Source organism: Virgibacillus oceani (assembly GCF_014638995.1).
In the GTDB taxonomy this organism is placed as follows: domain Bacteria; phylum Bacillota; class Bacilli; order Bacillales; family Amphibacillaceae; genus Virgibacillus_E; species Virgibacillus_E oceani.
In genome coordinates this window covers 38440-53849 of record NZ_BMFR01000017.1, presented here as the reverse complement: position 1 = coordinate 53849, position 15410 = coordinate 38440, and the positions used below count along the sequence as shown (strand labels likewise).

Annotated in this window: 29 protein-coding genes; all 29 read right to left on the bottom strand. The window is 39.9% G+C overall.

Translation table 11 applies throughout. From position 1 onward, the window contains the following. Positions 1 to 21: 21 nt before the first annotated feature. Positions 22 to 819, bottom strand: a complete 798-nt coding sequence (locus IEV74_RS16150; RefSeq protein WP_188456402.1) for an energy-coupling factor transporter transmembrane component T family protein — start codon at positions 817 to 819, stop codon at positions 22 to 24. Continuing rightward, entirely contained in the window at positions 812 to 1684 is an 873-nt protein-coding gene (locus IEV74_RS16145; RefSeq protein ID WP_188456401.1) for an energy-coupling factor ABC transporter ATP-binding protein, read from the bottom strand. The genes IEV74_RS16150 and IEV74_RS16145 overlap by 8 nt, the downstream gene beginning before the upstream one ends. After that, positions 1660 to 2499, bottom strand: a complete 840-nt coding sequence (locus tag IEV74_RS16140) for an energy-coupling factor ABC transporter ATP-binding protein (protein WP_188456400.1) — start codon at positions 2497 to 2499, stop codon at positions 1660 to 1662. Before IEV74_RS16140 ends, IEV74_RS16145 begins: the two co-directional genes overlap by 25 nt. Positions 2500 to 2946: 447 nt before the next feature. Next, a complete protein-coding gene (gene rplQ / locus IEV74_RS16135) occupies positions 2947 to 3300 on the bottom strand; it encodes a 50S ribosomal protein L17 (RefSeq protein WP_188456399.1) in 354 nt (117 codons plus the stop codon). Positions 3301 to 3346: 46 nt separating this feature from the next. Then, a complete protein-coding gene (locus IEV74_RS16130; RefSeq protein WP_188456398.1) occupies positions 3347 to 4291 on the bottom strand; it encodes a DNA-directed RNA polymerase subunit alpha in 945 nt (314 codons plus the stop codon). A 233-nt stretch (positions 4292 to 4524) separates the two neighbouring features. Then, positions 4525 to 4914, bottom strand: a complete 390-nt coding sequence (rpsK, locus tag IEV74_RS16125; protein WP_188456397.1) for a 30S ribosomal protein S11 — start codon at positions 4912 to 4914, stop codon at positions 4525 to 4527. Between the two features lie 22 nt (positions 4915 to 4936). Further along, a complete protein-coding gene (rpsM, locus tag IEV74_RS16120) occupies positions 4937 to 5302 on the bottom strand; it encodes a 30S ribosomal protein S13 (RefSeq protein ID WP_099156850.1) in 366 nt (121 codons plus the stop codon). A 24-nt stretch (positions 5303 to 5326) separates the two neighbouring features. Continuing rightward, complete coding sequence (rpmJ, locus tag IEV74_RS16115) at positions 5327 to 5440, bottom strand: 50S ribosomal protein L36 (protein WP_010095733.1); 114 nt, start codon at positions 5438 to 5440, stop codon at positions 5327 to 5329. A 36-nt stretch (positions 5441 to 5476) separates the two neighbouring features. Beyond that, entirely contained in the window at positions 5477 to 5695 is a 219-nt protein-coding gene (gene infA / locus IEV74_RS16110) for a translation initiation factor IF-1 (RefSeq protein ID WP_099156774.1), read from the bottom strand. Next, entirely contained in the window at positions 5673 to 6008 is a 336-nt protein-coding gene (locus IEV74_RS16105) for a KOW domain-containing RNA-binding protein (protein ID WP_099156775.1), read from the bottom strand. Before IEV74_RS16105 ends, infA begins: the two co-directional genes overlap by 23 nt. A gap of 195 nt (positions 6009 to 6203) precedes the next feature. Further along, complete coding sequence (locus IEV74_RS16100; RefSeq protein ID WP_188456396.1) at positions 6204 to 6848, bottom strand: adenylate kinase; 645 nt, start codon at positions 6846 to 6848, stop codon at positions 6204 to 6206. A gap of 32 nt (positions 6849 to 6880) precedes the next feature. Continuing rightward, the gene (gene secY / locus IEV74_RS16095) at positions 6881 to 8173 is read right to left on the bottom strand and encodes a preprotein translocase subunit SecY (protein ID WP_188456395.1); all 1293 of its coding nucleotides are present in this window, start codon (positions 8171 to 8173) and stop codon (positions 6881 to 6883) included. Further along, a complete protein-coding gene (gene rplO, locus IEV74_RS16090) occupies positions 8173 to 8613 on the bottom strand; it encodes a 50S ribosomal protein L15 (RefSeq protein WP_099156778.1) in 441 nt (146 codons plus the stop codon). The genes secY and rplO overlap by 1 nt, the downstream gene beginning before the upstream one ends. A 30-nt stretch (positions 8614 to 8643) precedes the next feature. Then, on the bottom strand, positions 8644 to 8826 hold the full coding sequence (rpmD, locus tag IEV74_RS16085; protein WP_099156779.1) for a 50S ribosomal protein L30: 183 nt from the start codon (positions 8824 to 8826) through the stop codon (positions 8644 to 8646). 13 nt (positions 8827 to 8839) lie between these two features. Further along, a complete protein-coding gene (gene rpsE / locus IEV74_RS16080) occupies positions 8840 to 9343 on the bottom strand; it encodes a 30S ribosomal protein S5 (RefSeq protein WP_099156780.1) in 504 nt (167 codons plus the stop codon). Between the two features lie 20 nt (positions 9344 to 9363). Continuing rightward, complete coding sequence (rplR, locus tag IEV74_RS16075; RefSeq protein WP_188456394.1) at positions 9364 to 9726, bottom strand: 50S ribosomal protein L18; 363 nt, start codon at positions 9724 to 9726, stop codon at positions 9364 to 9366. Between the two features lie 32 nt (positions 9727 to 9758). After that, positions 9759 to 10295 (bottom strand): 50S ribosomal protein L6, encoded by a 537-nt coding sequence (rplF, locus tag IEV74_RS16070; protein ID WP_188456393.1) that lies wholly within the window; start codon positions 10293 to 10295, stop codon positions 9759 to 9761. 29 nt (positions 10296 to 10324) lie between these two features. Beyond that, complete coding sequence (gene rpsH / locus IEV74_RS16065; RefSeq protein WP_188456392.1) at positions 10325 to 10723, bottom strand: 30S ribosomal protein S8; 399 nt, start codon at positions 10721 to 10723, stop codon at positions 10325 to 10327. A 29-nt stretch (positions 10724 to 10752) separates the two neighbouring features. Continuing rightward, positions 10753 to 10938 (bottom strand): type Z 30S ribosomal protein S14, encoded by a 186-nt coding sequence (locus IEV74_RS16060; protein WP_010652082.1) that lies wholly within the window; start codon positions 10936 to 10938, stop codon positions 10753 to 10755. A gap of 24 nt (positions 10939 to 10962) precedes the next feature. Next, positions 10963 to 11502, bottom strand: a complete 540-nt coding sequence (gene rplE / locus IEV74_RS16055) for a 50S ribosomal protein L5 (RefSeq protein WP_188456391.1) — start codon at positions 11500 to 11502, stop codon at positions 10963 to 10965. A 26-nt stretch (positions 11503 to 11528) separates the two neighbouring features. Further along, complete coding sequence (rplX, locus tag IEV74_RS16050; protein ID WP_188456390.1) at positions 11529 to 11840, bottom strand: 50S ribosomal protein L24; 312 nt, start codon at positions 11838 to 11840, stop codon at positions 11529 to 11531. A 37-nt stretch (positions 11841 to 11877) separates the two neighbouring features. Next, a complete protein-coding gene (rplN, locus tag IEV74_RS16045; protein ID WP_188456389.1) occupies positions 11878 to 12246 on the bottom strand; it encodes a 50S ribosomal protein L14 in 369 nt (122 codons plus the stop codon). 42 nt (positions 12247 to 12288) lie between these two features. Continuing rightward, on the bottom strand, positions 12289 to 12552 hold the full coding sequence (rpsQ, locus tag IEV74_RS16040) for a 30S ribosomal protein S17 (protein WP_088051834.1): 264 nt from the start codon (positions 12550 to 12552) through the stop codon (positions 12289 to 12291). 25 nt (positions 12553 to 12577) lie between these two features. Continuing rightward, entirely contained in the window at positions 12578 to 12778 is a 201-nt protein-coding gene (rpmC, locus tag IEV74_RS16035; protein WP_188456388.1) for a 50S ribosomal protein L29, read from the bottom strand. Beyond that, the gene (gene rplP / locus IEV74_RS16030) at positions 12768 to 13202 is read right to left on the bottom strand and encodes a 50S ribosomal protein L16 (RefSeq protein ID WP_188456387.1); all 435 of its coding nucleotides are present in this window, start codon (positions 13200 to 13202) and stop codon (positions 12768 to 12770) included. Before rplP ends, rpmC begins: the two co-directional genes overlap by 11 nt. 19 nt (positions 13203 to 13221) lie before the next feature. Next, on the bottom strand, positions 13222 to 13863 hold the full coding sequence (rpsC, locus tag IEV74_RS16025; RefSeq protein ID WP_188456386.1) for a 30S ribosomal protein S3: 642 nt from the start codon (positions 13861 to 13863) through the stop codon (positions 13222 to 13224). A gap of 3 nt (positions 13864 to 13866) precedes the next feature. Continuing rightward, positions 13867 to 14208 (bottom strand): 50S ribosomal protein L22, encoded by a 342-nt coding sequence (gene rplV, locus IEV74_RS16020; RefSeq protein WP_188456385.1) that lies wholly within the window; start codon positions 14206 to 14208, stop codon positions 13867 to 13869. 18 nt (positions 14209 to 14226) lie between these two features. Beyond that, entirely contained in the window at positions 14227 to 14505 is a 279-nt protein-coding gene (gene rpsS / locus IEV74_RS16015; protein WP_188456384.1) for a 30S ribosomal protein S19, read from the bottom strand. Positions 14506 to 14562: 57 nt separating this feature from the next. After that, positions 14563 to 15393: a 50S ribosomal protein L2 gene (rplB, locus tag IEV74_RS16010; protein WP_188456383.1), complete on the bottom strand. Its 831-nt coding sequence runs from the start codon at positions 15391 to 15393 to the stop codon at positions 14563 to 14565. Between the last annotated feature and the right edge of the window lie 17 nt (positions 15394 to 15410).

Sequence of the window (15410 nt, the reverse complement as noted above, 5' to 3'; positions counted from 1 at the left end):
GTCCCATGACCCCTTGTCCCACTAATTACGTGTATAAAAAACTATGGCAACGGCAAGAGCAAATAATAGGTAGACGGCTATGTCGATTTTTTCTATTTTTAACTCTCGCAATTTTGAGCGTCCTTCTCCGCCTTGATAGCCACGTGCCTCCATAGCCATTGCTAATTCTTCTGCACGTTTGAACGCACTGACAAACAACGGCACCAACAGGGGAACAACAGCCTTAATCCGCTCTTTTAACGGCCCTGTTTTAAAATCGACTCCACGTGATGCCTGTGCCCGTGATATTTTTTCCGTCTCTTGCATAAGCGTCGGAATAAAGCGTAACGATATCGACATCATTAATGCAAGCTCATGGACGGGAAATTTAATTTTTTTCAAAGGATGAAGCATGTCTTCTATTGCATCCGTAATTTCAATTGGTGTTGTTGTTAACGTTAATAAAGATGTAACAAGAATCAGCAAGAAAAACCGCATTGAAATAGCAAAACCTTGTATAAGTGCACCTGAATAAATATTAAATCCAAAAATATGGAATAAAACGGTTCCTTCCTTCGTTACAATTAAGTGTAATATAAACGTAAACACAATTAAAAACCATACTGGTGTTAAGCCTTTCATAATATATCGAATTGGTATCCTTGTTATAAATACAGTCGTCAAAGCAAAAACGGTTAAAGTTGCATAACTGAACACTGAATTTGCAAAAAATACAATAAACACAAAGAAAAATATCACTGTAATTTTCGTTCTGGGATCCAATCGATGAACAATGGAATTGCCGGGTACATATTGTCCAATTATAAGCGAGCTACTCATGAGGTCCAGCCCCCTTTATATATCGCTGAACCGATTGAGCAATTTCCTTCGTTGATTGACGTGTAAACGGAATTTGTACACCAAATCGCTTCTCAAATGACTGCAGAAATTGTACAGCCTCCGGAACATCTAACTGCACCTTATTTAAAGCCTCTTGTTGCGTTAAAACATCTTCCGGCTTGCCTTCCATATATTTAGTACCGTTATTTAAAATAATGACATGGTCAGCGTATTTTACAGCATCTTCCATACTGTGTGTCACGAGTACAGTGGTTAACCCTTCTTCTTGATGCATCGTATAAAACATATCCATCATTTCTTTTTGGCCACGAGGATCAAGTCCTGCAGTTGGCTCATCTAAGACAAGAACATCTGGCTTAATTGCTAAAACACCAGCAATTGCTACACGGCGCATTTGCCCACCGCTTAATTCAAATGGAGACCGTTTGAGGAGTTCTTCCTGAAGACCGACTTTAGGGATTACCTCTTTTATTCGTTTATTAATTTCTGTTTCTGATATGTCGAAGTTTTGCGGACCAAATGCAATGTCCTTTTCCACTGTTTCTTCAAACAATTGGTGTTCCGGATATTGAAAGACAACACCGACGCGACTTCTTAGTTCCTTCATCTGTTTAGGCTTCTTTTCATCAGTCAAACGATAGTCGCCAATTGTCACTTCCCCGCTGCTTGGTGATACTAAACCATTTAAGTGCTGAATAAGCGTAGACTTTCCTGAACCTGTATGACCAATAATGGCTACAAATGAACCCGACGGTATATGAAATGACAAATCTTCAATTGCTTTGTGCGCAAATGGGGTGTTACGTTGATATATATAGCTTACGTTCTTGAATGTAATGTCCATAAGTCCTCCAGCAATTCCTCTTGATTTAGGGGTTCATTTGTAATCGAAATACCTGCCTGTTTCAATTCATCAGTTAATATAGCTACAAATGGTACATCAAGACCTATTTCTCTTAGCGCTTCCTTTTTGGCAAAAATCTCTCTAGGTGTTGCTTCATCCCAGATTTCACCTTTGTTCATAACAAGAACACGTTCCGCTTGGACAACCTCTTGAAGATCATGGGTAATCGTAATTAATGACAGCTTATACTCCTCCTGTACATTAGATACGGTACGCATAATTTCCATACGCCCTTTTGGATCAAGCATGGCAGTTGCCTCATCTAATATCAGCACCTTTGGAGAAATCGCCAATACACTTGCAATGGCAACCCGCTGCTTTTGTCCACCAGACAATCGATGCGGTTCCGTCAGCCGGTATTCCTGCATACCAACCGCTGTTAAATTTTGTTCAATTCGCTTAACCATTTCTGCACGGGGAAATCCGCGGTTCTCCATTCCAAATGCAACATCATCTTGTACAGTTGTCCCAACAAACTGGTTATCCGGATTTTGAAAAACCATACCAACATCTCTCCGGATATCCCAAATCGTTTCTTCATTTACCTGCTGCCCGTTAATAATAATTTCGCCTTCTTGTGGAAATAACAATCCATTCATCAGTTTTGCTATTGTCGACTTTCCTGAACCATTATGACCAATAATTGCGATCCATTCATTTTCATAGATTTCAAACGAGCAATTTTTTAACACCCAAGGCTCCTCGTCACTATATCGAAACGATACATTTCTAAACTCTATAAATTTATTCCTCAATATGCTCAAACCTCCTCAAACTCGGCTCTATGGCCTAGGGTGTTGTGTTGATTTTGAAAGTTGCTTGGAATAGGTACTGGCTGTGATTGGACATATTAGCCAGGCGCTTCATCCTTTCAACCAATCCAGTTTTGCGTGGGCTAGCGACTACTGCCATAGTCAATTGACACTCCGAGCGCCAAGACCATGCGCTCTACGGTCCCTTGACTATGGCCTCCGTCGCTGAACAAGCCCGCTACACTTTTTATTACTAGATCTAGATTCAGTTCCTAGAAGCTGCCGTCATAAGCAATGGGCACTCCAAGCGTGAAAAATCACACGCTTTACGGCCCCTTGCTTATGCGTCCGCTTCTGACCAGTCGCTTCATCCTTTCAACCTACAAAAAAAGGGCTTGGATTCACCTCTTTGAAGAGATTCAGTCCTGCCCTTAACGCGTGTATGCTTCATTAAACTAGTTCGATAATTGCCATTTCAGCTCCGTCACCGCGACGGGCTCCTAGTTTAAGAACGCGTGTATATCCGCCTTGACGATCTTCGTAGCGCGCAGCAACGTCATTAAATAGTTTTTGAATAACGTTTTCGTCTTCGTTAGCTTCCTGGTTATACAGGTATGCTGCTGCTTGACGACGTGCATGAAGATCACCGCGTTTTCCAAGTGTGATCATTTTATCTACTACAGATTTTAATTCTTTCGCTTTTGCTTCTGTTGTTTCAACACGTTCATGTATAATTAAATCAGATGCAAGGTTGCGAAGTAGTGCCATACGAGCGTCTGTTGTACGACCTAATTTTCTAGCCATGGACTATCCCTCCCTTTCCTGAAAATCTAAAGGTGTCTGTATATAATCAATCGTCGTTACGTAATCCTAAACCAAGATCCTCTAGTTTAACTTTAACTTCTTCTAGCGATTTACGGCCAAGATTACGCACTTTCATCATATCTTCTTCAGATTTATTTGAAAGCTCTTGAACTGTATTAATTCCAGCACGTTTCAAACAATTGTAAGATCTAACAGATAGATCAAGTTCCTCAATTGTCATTTCCATTACTTTTTCTTTTTGGTCTTCTTCTTTTTCAACCATTATCTCAGCATTCTGTGCTTCATCTGTTAAACCTACAAAAATATTAAGATGCTCTGTGTAGATTTTAGCACCTAAAGAAACAGCTTCCTCAGGGCGAATGCTTCCATCTGTCCATACGTCCAATGTTAATTTATCATAGTTCGTAACTTGCCCCACACGAGTGTTCTCAACTTGATATGTCACACGTGATACTGGTGTAAAAATAGAATCAACTGGAATAACACCAATTGGCTGATCCTCACGCTTGTTTGCTTCAGCAGGACGATAGCCTCGGCCACGCTCTGCAGTAATTTTCATATACAAACTTCCATTACTGCTAATTGTAGCTATTGGGAGATCAGGATTTAATACTTCCACATCACTATCATATGTTAAATCTGCAGCCGTAACTTTACCTTCTCCTTGCACATCAATCTCTAGTGTTTTCTCTTCATCGGAGTAAATTTTTAGAGCTAGTTTCTTCAAGTTCAAAATGATAGTCGTTACATCTTCAACAACACCATCGATCGTTGAAAATTCGTGTAAAGCTCCATCAATTTGAACAGAAGTAACAGCAGCACCTGGAAGTGAGGATAATAGGATACGACGCAAGGAGTTTCCTAGAGTAGTACCATATCCACGTTCAAGCGGTTCGACGACGAATTTTCCAAATTTGGCATCATCGCTGATCTCTACCGTTTCTATTTTTGGTTTTTCAATTTCGATCATTCATAAAACCCTCCTTAAAAACGTCGAAACCCCGGTTAGACAAGCCGGTCTAACCGAAATTCCCCAAATAGGCAGTTGGCGTTTCTGCACTACCTGTCTTTCTTTCGTACTTTCTTGTCAATCTAGATGCCGAATGGTAATGGTTGATTAAAAAAGCAGCCTTTTTTAATCACCTTACACTTTTAGCTATCATAACCCATTATTGACAGGGTGACAAATTCTATACGGTACAATTATACACGACGACGTTTTGGTGGGCGACAACCATTGTGAGGAACTGGTGTTACGTCACGAATAGCTGTAACTTCTAAGCCTGCTGCCTGAAGAGAACGGATAGCCGCTTCACGTCCCGCACCAGGGCCTTTTACTGTTACTTCTAATGTTTTCATACCATTTTCAGTTGCTGATTTAGCTGCTGTTTCAGCTGCTAATTGTGCAGCAAATGGTGTTGATTTACGAGAACCTTTAAATCCAAGTGCGCCAGCTGAGCTCCAGCCAATTACATTACCTTGAACATCTGTAATCGTTACAATTGTGTTATTGAACGTAGAACGGATATGAGCTACACCTGATTCAATATTCTTTTTCACACGACGTTTACGTGTATTAGTTTTACGAGCCATTTGTTAACTTACCTCCTTCACGTTACTTTTTCTTGTTAGCCATTGTACGGCGCGGACCTTTACGAGTACGTGAATTGTTTTTCGTTTTCTGTCCACGAACCGGTAATCCACGGCGATGACGGATTCCTCTGTAAGATCCGATTTCAATTAAACGTTTAATATTAAGTGAAACTTCACGGCGAAGATCACCTTCTGTTGTATATTCGTCCATTACTTTACGAATTTTACCTAATTCATCTTCAGTAAGATCGCGTACACGAGTGTCTTCTGAAACGCCTGCTTCTTTAAGGATTGCTTGTGCAGTATTTTTCCCAATACCATAAATGTAAGTTAATGAGATTACTACACGTTTATCACGCGGAATATCTATACCTGCAATACGTGCCATAGCTATAGTGCACCTCCTTGATTATTAGCCTTGTTTTTGCTTGTGTTTTGGATTTTCACAAATCACCATTACTTTACCTTTACGCTTAATAACTTTACATTTTTCGCATATAGGTTTTACAGATGCCCTTACTTTCATCATCTTTACCTCCTTTTATATCGGAGCTCACTCAATTTATTTATAACGGTACGTAATTCGTCCTCTGGTTAAATCATACGGGGAAAGTTCTACCGTCACCTTGTCACCTGGTAAAATACGAATAAAATGCATACGGATCTTTCCAGATACATGAGCCAATACCGTGTGCCCATTCTCAAGCTCTACTTTAAACATTGCGTTTGGCAATGTCTCATTAACGGTACCTTCCACTTCAATTACATCGTCTTTCGCCATCGTGTTGATCTCCCTTCTTCAAATCAGTCACAACTTCATTGACAAATTTAGCTATGGCAAACCGTAATTTACCATTTGTGACACGACCAGTTTCTAGAAGGCTGTTTTGGACTTCCGGAGAAATATAATCCATAATTTCAATATGATGTAGATTCTTTTTCTTTGGTCGATCATATTTACGTTTTTCCCCATCTGCTAGCAGAACATACCGATCGTCAATCATTTTTATGACTACCGCATATTGGCCTGCTTCACGTCCTTGCATAATACGAACAACTTGACCTATTAGCGGAATCGAATCATCTTCGCTCAACAAAGATCACCTTCACTTAGGCTATAGTTTAATTACTTCATTAATAACAAAGATTGTAAATTATAATGAGTTAACACCATGTGCCACGTTACTATCCAGTATCCCCGGGTAGTAATGTATTTCCTCTCGAGACTATATTATACCTTTTAACAGATAGAAATGCATCCATCCTGTATAATTCATACAGTTATATGCTTATTTTTCTAATTCAGCTTGAATATCCTGAAACACCTTATTAATTTCCTGATCCCCATTAATGGTTACAAGATATCCTTTTTCTTGATAAAAATCAAGTAACGGTTTAGTTTGTTTAATGTTAACATCTAAACGCGTTTTTACCGTTTCTGCTTTATCATCTTCACGTTGAATTAAGCTTGAACCATCTTTATCACATACTCCATCTACTTTAGGTGGATTGTACATAACATGATAGGTAGCTCCACATGTCGGACATATTCTGCGGCCAGTAAGACGTTCAACTAAGTTTCCTTCTGGTACATCTACATGTAATACGTAATCAATGTCTTCATGCCTATTTTCCAACAGTGTTTGCAACGCTTCTGCTTGGGCGATTGTTCTTGGGAATCCATCTAACAGAAAACCATTTTGGCAATCGTCCTTGCGTAAACGTTCATCTACAATACCAATTGTCACTTCATCAGGAACAAGTGCACCCTGGTCCATAAATTCTTTTGCCTTTTTGCCAAGCTCTGTTCCTTCTTTTATAGCTAAACGGAACATATCTCCAGTTGAGATATGAGGGATGTTATATTTTTCAACAATTTTTTCTGCCTGTGTACCTTTGCCAGCACCAGGTAGACCCATTAAAATTAGATTCAACAATTTTCCCCTCGCTCTCGTTGGTACTTGGTTTACTTAATGAAACCTTTGTAGTGTCGCTTAACCAACTGGCTCTCTAGCTGCTTCATCGTTTGCAGTGCTACACCAACAACGATTAGTAAACTCGTACCGCCGATTTGTACTGCTTGAGGCAGATTTGCAAGACCACCTAGAATCATAGGTAGCACAGATACTGCTGCCAAGAAAATCGACCCTACAAATGTCAGACGATACATAACACGTGTAAGATACGTCTCTGTATTTTTACCAGGGCGAATTCCTGGGATATATCCACCTTGTTTTTGCAGGTTTTCTGCCATTTGCTCAGGGTTTACTTGAACAAATGTGTAGAAATATGTGAAAGCAATAATTAATGCTACATAGATTACCATTCCAATTGGCTTGGTGTAATCAAAAATCATTTCGATTGTTCCAGCCACATCACTGCCTTCAAAGAAACCAGCTACTGTTCTTGGAGCAATAATAAATGCAATTGCAAAGATTACTGGGATAACACCTGCAGCATTTACTTTAAGTGGTAAATGTGTAGAATGCCCTCCAACCGGAGAACGGTTAACAAGTTTTTTTGCATATTGAATTGGAATTTTACGCAATGCCTGCTGGATGAAAATAACCCCAACTGTTACTGCAATAACTACCAATACAATTAGTGCAACGATGACTATGTTAATAAACAACTGATCACCGGGATTATCAAAATACTGTATATATAATTGTTTCACGCCATTTGGGACCGCGGCAACGATACCAGCAAAGATTAAAATAGAAATACCATTTCCTACTCCGTTTGCAGTAATTTGTTCACCCAGCCACATCAAAAATGTCGTTCCACTCGTTAAGACAAGTGCAATAATTATAAATTTAACGATGCTTGGGTCAGAAATTAAACCACCCTGAGCCATTGCGTTAAATCCAATTGACATTGCTATCGCTTGAATAAATGCAAGAACAACCGTGCCATAACGAGTGATTTGAGCTAATTTTTTACGGCCCATTTCACCTTGCTTTTTCCACTCAGCGAACTTTGGTACAACATCCATTTGAAGTAATTGCATTATAATTGAGGCGGTGATATAAGGCATAATCCCCATTGCAAAAATGGAGAAGTTTTGTAATGCCCCACCACCAAATGTATTCAAAAACCCAAAAACGTTTTGTGAGTTCATAAAATCAATTGCTTCTTTATTTGTATATGGCACTGGAATGAATGTACCAAGACGGAATACAACTAACATCAATAATGTAAAGATGATTTTCCGTCTGATATCACCCACGCGCATAAAATTGGAGATTGTACGGAACATTAGATCACCTCTGTTTTACCGCCCGCTGCTTCGATTGCTTCCACAGCTGAAGCAGAGAATTTATGAGCTTTTACTGTAAGTTTCTTTTCGATAGCACCCTTACCTAGCACTTTGATACCAGCTTTAAGTTTGCTTACGACACCTTCTTCAAGTAATAGCTCAGGTGTAATTTCTGTGCCGTCTTCAAAACGATTTAATGCATCAAGGTTTACAATAGCAAATTCCTTGCGATGGATGTTTGTAAATCCACGCTTAGGCAGACGTTGGAATAATGGCATTTGGCCACCTTCAAAGCCTGGACGTGTACCGCCGCCTGAACGTGCTTTTTGACCTTTATGTCCTCTGCCGGAAGTTTTTCCGTTACCAGATGACATACCACGACCTACACGGTTTCTATTTTTGCGAGTTCCTTCTGATGCCTTCAATTCATGAAGTTTCATGCGAGCACCTCCCTTTACGCTAATGTGTAATTAAACTTCTTTAACCGCTACGAGATGGGATACTCTGTTAACCATTCCACGAACGGATGGTGTATCTTCTCGAACTACGGATTGATGAATTTTCTTAAGTCCTAACGCTTGAACAGTTTGTTTTTGAACCTCTGCTCTGCCAATAACACTGCGCTTGAGGGTGATTTCTAATTTTTTAGACATAGTATTTCCCTCCTTATCCTAACAGTTCTTCTACAGACTTTCCGCGTAGTTTTGCTACGTCTTCTGCGCGTTTTAAGTTTGTTAAACCATTTAAAGTTGCACGAATCATGTTGATAGGTGTGTTTGCTCCAAGTGATTTAGTCAAAATATCACCAACACCTGCAAGTTCTAAAATCGCACGAACTGGTCCGCCGGAAATAACTCCAGTACCCTCTGCAGCTGGTTTCATTAATACATTACCAGAACCAAATCTCCCATGGATTTCATGTGGAATAGTTGTACCAACGATTGGTACTTCGATCAAGTTTTTCTTTGCATCGTCAACAGCTTTTTTAATAGCATCTGGTACCTCTTGTGCTTTACCAGTACCAAAGCCTACATGACCATTTTTGTCTCCAACCACTACCAATGCAGCAAAACGGAAACGACGTCCACCTTTAACTACCTTTGCAACACGGTTGATCGTAACAACACGTTCTTCAAGATCTAATTTGTTCGGATCAATACTTTTTTGCATGTATGTCCCTCCTTTATCGATTAAAATTCAAGACCTGCTTCGCGAGCAGCATCTGCCAATGCTTTTACACGTCCATGATAAAGGTAGCCTCCGCGATCAAACACTATCGATTTGTAACCTTTATCTTGGGCACGTTTAGCGATTAATTCTCCGACTTGTTTAGCTGCGTCTACATTACCAGAAGCTTCAACCTTTAATTCGTTATCTTTTGTAGAAGCACTTGCTAATGTAACACCTTTAATATCGTCTATTAATTGTACATAAATGTGTTTATTTGAACGGTACACGTTTAGACGTGGGCGTTGTTCAGTACCAAAAAGGTTTTTACGAACCCGCACGTGTCTTTTTTTGCGCACTACGTTTTTGTCAGGCTTTGTGATCATCTAGGTCACTCCTTTCTGCTCCCTAACTAACCTTACTTAGCAGTTTTACCTTCTTTACGGCGTACATATTCACCTTCATAGCGAATACCTTTACCTTTATATGGTTCAGGCGGACGGATCGCTCTAATGTTAGCAGCAACTGCTCCAACTGTTTCTTTATTTATTCCTTTTACGATTAATTGTGTGTTTTTAGGAACATCAATCTCGATTCCATCGATTGGATCGATTTCGACTGGATGTGAATAACCAGCGTTAATCACAACTTTATTGCCTTGTTTTTGAGCACGGTATCCGACACCGATAATCTCAAGGCTCTTTTCAAATCCTTTGTGAACACCTTCAACCATATTTGAAATCAGGCTGCGTGTTGTACCATGCAATGCGCGATGGTCTTTATGATCACTCGGACGTTCAATTGTAATCACGTTCTCTTCTATAACAATTTTCATATCATGATGAAAATCTCTAGTTAATTCGCCTTTTGGGCCTTTTACAGTAACAGTGTTGTTATTAAGCTTCACTTCAACACCATCTGGAATTTGAATTGGCTTAAGTCCTATACGAGACATTCCATGCACCTCCTCATCAAAAATGTTAATTACCAAACATACGCTAGAACTTCGCCACCAACAGCTTGAGCACGCGCTTCTTTATCAGAGAACACACCTTTTGATGTTGAGACGATAGCAATACCTAAACCATTAAGTACACGTGGTACCTCATCAGCTTTTGCATAGACACGTAGTCCTGGTTTACTTATACGTTTGATACCTGTAATCACTCGCTCGTTATTTGCACCGTACTTAAGGAAAATACGTAATAGACCTTGTTTGCTATCTTCAATGAATTCATAATCACGTACGAAACCTTCACGTTTTAAGATATCAGCGATTTCTTTTTTCATTTTAGATGCTGGAAGTTCTAACTTTTCATGGCGTACCATGTTAGCATTACGAATACGAGTTAGCATATCTGCGATTGGATCTGTCATAACCATTACTCATTACCTCCTTCCCGAATCGGGGTTTACCAGCTTGCTTTTTTGACACCAGGAATTTGACCTTTATAGGCAAGTTCACGGAAACAAATACGGCATAGTTTAAATTTGCGAATTACAGAGTGTGGACGACCACAGCGTTCACAACGTGTATATTCTTGTACTTTATACTTTTGTGGGCGTTTTTGTTTTGCAATCATTGATTTTTTAGCCACAATTTTCCCTCCTTGTATTAGCTCTTACTTTTGGAAAGGCATGCCTAGCTGAGCCAACAATTCACGCGCTTCTTCGTCAGTATTCGATGTTGTTACGATAACAATATCCATACCACGCACTTTGCTTACTTTATCATAGTTAATTTCTGGGAAAATTAATTGTTCCTTAACACCTAAAGTATAGTTACCACGGCCATCAAAAGCTTTTTTAGAAATTCCGCGGAAATCACGAACACGAGGAAGTGATACTGCGATAAGCTTTTGCAAGAATTCATACATGCGTTCACCACGAAGCGTTACCTTTGCTCCAATTGGCATTCCTTCACGCAAGCGAAAACCTGCAATAGATTTTTTGGCACGTGTTACCATAGGCTTTTGCCCAGAAAGTAGTGTTAATTCTTCAACTGCACTGTCCAATGCTTTTGAATTTTGTACCGCATCACCAACACCCATGTTGATAACAATTTTCTCAACTGTTGGCACCTGCATAACAGACTCATAATTAAATTTATTCATTAAAGATGGTAATACGTCATCTTGATATTTTTGTTTAAGTTGGTTCATAGTGTCGCCCTCCTTTCGCCTAAAAATTATTTATCTAATGCTTCACCGGATTTTTTAGCGATGCGGACTTTCTTTCCGTCACGTACTTCATACCCAACACGAGTTGGTTCACCGGATTTAGGATCAATTGGCATTACATTAGAAACATGAATTGCTGCTTCTTGATTAAGAATCCCGCCCTGTGGGTTGTCTTGAGAAGGTTTAGCGTGTTTCTTAATCATGTTAATCCCTTCTACCAGCACACGATCCTTTTTGGGATATGCTTCTAAAATAGTGCCTTGTTTACCGCGGTCTTTACCGGAAATTACTTTAACTTTATCACCTTTTTTTACATGCATGCTTTTCGCACCTCCTTGACAAGGCTTTTCTTACGCTTTATAAAACTTCTGGAGCTAGAGATACGATTTTCATGAATTTCGCATCACGCAATTCGCGAGCAACTGGTCCGAAAATACGTGTACCTCTTGGACTTTTGTCATCACGGATGATTACGGCAGCATTTTCATCAAAACGAATATATGACCCATCTTTACGACGCATACCAGATTTAGTTCGAACAATAACAGCTTTTACTACTTCGCCTTTTTTGACAACGCCACCTGGTGTTGCTTGTTTGACCGTACAAACGATGACATCACCAATGTTTGCTGTTTTACGTCCAGATCCGCCTAGTACTTTAATAGTCAATACTTCACGAGCGCCAGAGTTATCTGCAACTTTTAAGCGTGTTTCCTGTTGAATCATACGCCCTGAGACCTCCCTTCGATCTTCCTTAGCGAACTTTAATTATATAATTACCGCTTCTTCAACGACTTCAACTAGTCGAAAACGCTTTGTAGCTGAAAGCGGACGAGTTTCCATGATGCGAACGATGTCACCAGTTTTTGCCTGGTTATTTTCATCATGTGTCTTGAACTTCTTAGAGTACTTAACACGCTTACCGTATAATTTATGGAACTTATAAGTCTCAACTAAAACAGTAATTGTTTTATCCATTTTGTCAGAAACAACACGGCCTGTGTATACTTTACGATTATTACGTTCAGTCATTTTGGAGCTAACCTCCCCTCTAGTTTCAGTTATTTACGCTTAGTTCTCTTTGACGAGCTACTGTTTTTAAGCGTGCGATCGATTTGCGAACTGTGCGAATGCGTGCAGTGTTCTCCAATTGACCAGTTGCTAATTGAAAGCGTAAATTAAATAATTCTTCTTTTAAGGATTTAACTTTTTGTTCAATTTCGGCAGTGGTTAGTTCTCTGATTTCATTAGCCTTCATTGATTTCACCACCAATTTCTTCACGTTTTACGAATTTTGTTTTAATCGGCAATTTATGAGAAGCAAGTCTTAGTGCTTCACGCGCTACCTCTTCTGGTACACCTGCGATTTCAAACATAATTTTTCCTGGTTTTACTACTGCAACCCAGCCTTCAGGAGCCCCTTTACCGGAACCCATTCGAACTTCTAGAGGTTTTGCAGTGTATGGTTTGTCAGGAAAGATCTTAATCCAAACTTTACCGCCACGTTTCATGTAACGAGTCATTGCAATACGAGCAGCCTCGATTTGACGACTTGTGATCCAAGATGCTTCAATTGCCTGTAAACCATATTCACCAAAAGCTACTGTTGTTCCGCCTTTAGCTTGGCCTCTCATTTTACCACGGTGTTGTCTACGATATTTTACACGTTTAGGCATTAACATAAGTAAAAAGCCCCCTTCCTTATTTGTTAGTTTTTGCTGGAAGGACTTCCCCACGGTAGATCCACACTTTAACACCTAATTTACCATAAGTAGTGTCTGCTTCTGCTGTTCCATAATCAATGTCAGCACGCAATGTGTGTAGTGGTACTGTTCCTTCACTGTAATGTTCTGCACGAGCGATATCTGCTCCGCCAAGACGTCCAGATACTTGTGTTTTGATACCTTTTGCTCCTCCGCGCATTGCACGTTGAATTGCTTGTTTTTGAGCACGACGGAAAGAGATACGATTTTCTAATTGACGAGCAATATTTTCAGCAACTAATGTTGCATTTAGGTCAACCTTCTTAATTTCCACAATGTTAATGTGTACTCTTTTTCCAGTCAAACTGTTCAATGATTTACGTAGAGCTTCTACTTCAGACCCGCCTTTACCAATTACCATACCAGGCTTTCCAGTATGAATTGTAATGTTTACACGGTTTGCTGCACGTTCGATTTCGATAGAAGAAACAGCAGCAATGCGTAGACGGTTCTCAAGATATTCTCTAATTTTAATATCTTCATGTAGTAAGTCTGCATAGTCTTTGCCAGCATACCATTTAGACTCCCAGTCTTTAATGATGCCGACGCGAAGACCTGTTGGATTCACTTTTTGACCCACTGACTATCCCTCCTTCTTTTCTGTTAAAACCACAGTAATGTGACTTGTGCGTTTGTTAATTTTACTTGCGCGTCCTTGTGCACGTGGACGGAAACGTTTCAATGTAGCACCTTCGTTTACAAATGCTTCAGATACAACTAAGTTATCTGCATCCATTTCGTAGTTATGCTCTGCATTTGCGATTGCAGAATTTAGAACTTTTTCTACGACTGGAGAAGCACCGCGTTGTGTATGGCGTAGGATTGCAACTGCTTCGCCAACATTTTTTCCTCGAATTAAATCTACAACTAAACGGACTTTACGAGGAGCAATACGAACTGATTTCGCAACGGCTTTAGCTTGCATGTAAAGTGCCTCCTCTCATTAGCGTTTTGTTTTCTTGTCATCGCCTGCATGCCCTTTATACGTACGGGTTGGCGCGAATTCACCTAATTTATGTCCGACCATATCTTCTGTAATATAAACTGGAACATGTTTACGTCCATCATAAACAGCAATTGTATGACCAATAAATGTCGGGAATATTGTTGAACGACGAGACCAAGTTTTAACTACTTGTTTCTTGTCTCCTTCGTTTAATACTTCGATCTTTTTCAATAGATGGTCATCTGCAAAAGGTCCTTTTTTTAAGCTACGACCCATGGATAAACCTCCTTTCGCAATTGAGAGACGGGTCTGTTTCCCCGCCCATTAATTCCGTTATTTTTTACGCTTACGAACGATAAATTTATCTGTAGGTTTGTTACGTTTACGAGTCTTATATCCAAGTGTCGGTTTACCCCAAGGAGACATTGGTGACTTACGTCCGATTGGAGCGCGTCCTTCACCACCGCCATGCGGGTGATCGTTAGGGTTCATAACAGAACCACGTACAGTTGGGCGTTTACCCATCCAACGAGAACGTCCTGCTTTACCAACATTGATAAGCTCGTGTTCAATGTTTCCAACTTGACCTACTGTAGCACGGCAAGTTGAAAGAACTAAACGAACTTCTCCAGATGCTAAACGAACTAACGTATATTTATCTTCGCGTCCAAGAACTTGTGCTTCTGCTCCAGCAGATCTTGCAAGCTGACCACCGCGACCAGGCTTCAATTCAATGTTGTGAATAATTGTACCAACAGGGATGTTTTGAAGTGGAAGTGCATTTCCTAGTTTAATATCAGCTTCTGCACCAGATTCAATTTCTTGACCTACTTTAAGTCCTTTTGGAGCTAAAATATATCTTTTTTCTCCATCAACATAATTAATTAATGCTATATTAGCAGAACGGTTTGGATCATATTCGATCGTAGCAACGCGTCCGCGTATTCCATCTTTATCGCGCTTGAAGTCGATAATACGATATTGACGCTTATGACCGCCGCCTTGATGACGAACAGTTAATTTCCCCTGGTTGTTACGTCCGCCGCGTTTGTACAACGGGCTAAGCAGGGATTTTTCTGGTTTATCAGTAGTGATTTCTGCAAAATCAGAAGAAGTCATTCCGCGTCTACCATTACTGGTTGGTTTATACTTTTTAATCGCCATCTTGTTTTCCCTCCTTC

Coding starts and splice junctions, on each gene's coding strand:
- IEV74_RS16150 (WP_188456402.1), bottom strand. CDS start 819: ATGAGTAGCTCGCTTATAATTGGACAATATGTACCCGGCAATTCCATT.
- IEV74_RS16145 (WP_188456401.1), bottom strand. CDS start 1,684: ATGGACATTACATTCAAGAACGTAAGCTATATATATCAACGTAACACC.
- rplQ (WP_188456399.1), bottom strand. CDS start 3,300: ATGGCTAGAAAATTAGGTCGTACAACAGACGCTCGTATGGCACTACTT.
- IEV74_RS16130 (WP_188456398.1), bottom strand. CDS start 4,291: ATGATCGAAATTGAAAAACCAAAAATAGAAACGGTAGAGATCAGCGAT.
- rpsK (WP_188456397.1), bottom strand. CDS start 4,914: ATGGCTCGTAAAACTAATACACGTAAACGTCGTGTGAAAAAGAATATT.
- rpsM (WP_099156850.1), bottom strand. CDS start 5,302: ATGGCACGTATTGCAGGTATAGATATTCCGCGTGATAAACGTGTAGTA.
- rpmJ (WP_010095733.1), bottom strand. CDS start 5,440: ATGAAAGTAAGGGCATCTGTAAAACCTATATGCGAAAAATGTAAAGTT.
- infA (WP_099156774.1), bottom strand. CDS start 5,695: ATGGCGAAAGACGATGTAATTGAAGTGGAAGGTACCGTTAATGAGACA.
- secY (WP_188456395.1), bottom strand. CDS start 8,173: ATGTTCCGTACAATCTCCAATTTTATGCGCGTGGGTGATATCAGACGG.
- rplO (WP_099156778.1), bottom strand. CDS start 8,613: ATGAAACTTCATGAATTGAAGGCATCAGAAGGAACTCGCAAAAATAGA.
- rpmD (WP_099156779.1), bottom strand. CDS start 8,826: ATGTCTAAAAAATTAGAAATCACCCTCAAGCGCAGTGTTATTGGCAGA.
- rpsE (WP_099156780.1), bottom strand. CDS start 9,343: ATGCAAAAAAGTATTGATCCGAACAAATTAGATCTTGAAGAACGTGTT.
- rplR (WP_188456394.1), bottom strand. CDS start 9,726: ATGATCACAAAGCCTGACAAAAACGTAGTGCGCAAAAAAAGACACGTG.
- rplF (WP_188456393.1), bottom strand. CDS start 10,295: ATGTCTCGTATAGGACTTAAGCCAATTCAAATTCCAGATGGTGTTGAA.
- rpsH (WP_188456392.1), bottom strand. CDS start 10,723: ATGGTTATGACAGATCCAATCGCAGATATGCTAACTCGTATTCGTAAT.
- rplE (WP_188456391.1), bottom strand. CDS start 11,502: ATGAACCAACTTAAACAAAAATATCAAGATGACGTATTACCATCTTTA.
- rplX (WP_188456390.1), bottom strand. CDS start 11,840: ATGCATGTAAAAAAAGGTGATAAAGTTAAAGTAATTTCCGGTAAAGAC.
- rplN (WP_188456389.1), bottom strand. CDS start 12,246: ATGATTCAACAGGAAACACGCTTAAAAGTTGCAGATAACTCTGGCGCT.
- rpsQ (WP_088051834.1), bottom strand. CDS start 12,552: ATGACTGAACGTAATAATCGTAAAGTATACACAGGCCGTGTTGTTTCT.
- rpmC (WP_188456388.1), bottom strand. CDS start 12,778: ATGAAGGCTAATGAAATCAGAGAACTAACCACTGCCGAAATTGAACAA.
- rplP (WP_188456387.1), bottom strand. CDS start 13,202: ATGTTAATGCCTAAACGTGTAAAATATCGTAGACAACACCGTGGTAAA.
- rplV (WP_188456385.1), bottom strand. CDS start 14,208: ATGCAAGCTAAAGCCGTTGCGAAATCAGTTCGTATTGCTCCTCGTAAA.
- rpsS (WP_188456384.1), bottom strand. CDS start 14,505: ATGGGTCGTAGCTTAAAAAAAGGACCTTTTGCAGATGACCATCTATTG.
- rplB (WP_188456383.1), bottom strand. CDS start 15,393: ATGGCGATTAAAAAGTATAAACCAACCAGTAATGGTAGACGCGGAATG.